Raw genomic sequence first — 979 nt, 5'->3', positions numbered from 1 at the left:
CGCCCCGGCCGTGCCGGAGGGCGGCGCGATGGCGCCCTCCGCGACGCGTCCGGCGAGCCAGGCGCAGGCGGCATCGAGATCGAGGAGGCGGGTCGCCGCGTAGGGCATCAGGGCCGCCGGGTCGCTGGCGAACAGCCGGTCCCCGATCCCCGGCGCGACGGCCAGGCCGCTGGCACGCGGCAGCAGGAAGCCGCGCACGACGAGGTCACGCAGGAGCGGGTTCGGCCTCGGCGCGTCGCGAGGCGTCCCCGGTCCGGACGATCCGCCGCCGAGAATCCGGTCCCAGGCCCGCCGGCCGTGGCGCAGCAGGCGCTCGCGCGCCTCGTCGGGCAGGCTGTGCCACAGGGCCGGGGCGCTCAGGCGCAGGCCGGCCAGAGCCTCGTGCTGCGGCACGCCGCGGGCTTCCGCCTCCCGCACCAGGGCCCGCAGGGCCTGAACCAGGAGGGCAGCGCCGTGGCCGAGGGGCAGGTCGGCCGGGTCGAGCCGCAGGGCGCGGACCGAGGTGGACTCCTCGCCTGGCGGCCTTGCCCGGACGGGCGGCTGCAGGGCGAAGGCCAGCACCGCGGCACGCCCGAGATAGGTGGTGCCGTCGGCGGTCCGCGCCGCCAGGCCCTGCGGCGTGAGGCCGACCGACAGGCAGGTCGTCTCGGCGACGTGGAGGCGCCCGGCATGCCGGTGCAGCGCCTCGACGAGGTGCAGGGGCTCCGCCGGCAGCGGGCCGGTCTCGTCCTCCAGGAGCGCCGCGAACTCGCCCCGGCGCAGACGACGACAGCGGGCGGGCTGCGCCTCGATCACGGTGACCTGCACCCGCGCCTCGCGGCGCAGCAGGTGGGAGGCCAGGCCGAGACCGCTCGCGGTCGCGCCGATCACCAGGACGTGCCGGCCGCGGGGGGCGGGCTCGGGCCTCGGGTCCTGGCGTTCAAATCCTGGGAGGCTGGTTCCTAGGGGCGGCGTGTCCGGCATCGATCGGTCCCCGGCG

General features: G+C 78.1%; 1 protein-coding gene. It reads right to left on the bottom strand.

All coding sequences use genetic code 11. The features are described from left to right. Positions 1-963: potassium channel family protein (locus VQ02_RS33915; RefSeq protein ID WP_209437109.1), on the bottom strand; the 963-nt coding region annotated here is incomplete at its 3' end. Between the last annotated feature and the right edge of the window lie 16 nt (positions 964-979).

This window comes from Methylobacterium variabile (assembly GCF_001043975.1).
Classification (GTDB): domain Bacteria; phylum Pseudomonadota; class Alphaproteobacteria; order Rhizobiales; family Beijerinckiaceae; genus Methylobacterium; species Methylobacterium variabile.
The sequence above is the reverse complement of the archived record's forward strand: the minus strand, read 5'-3'. Positions and strand labels throughout refer to the sequence as shown.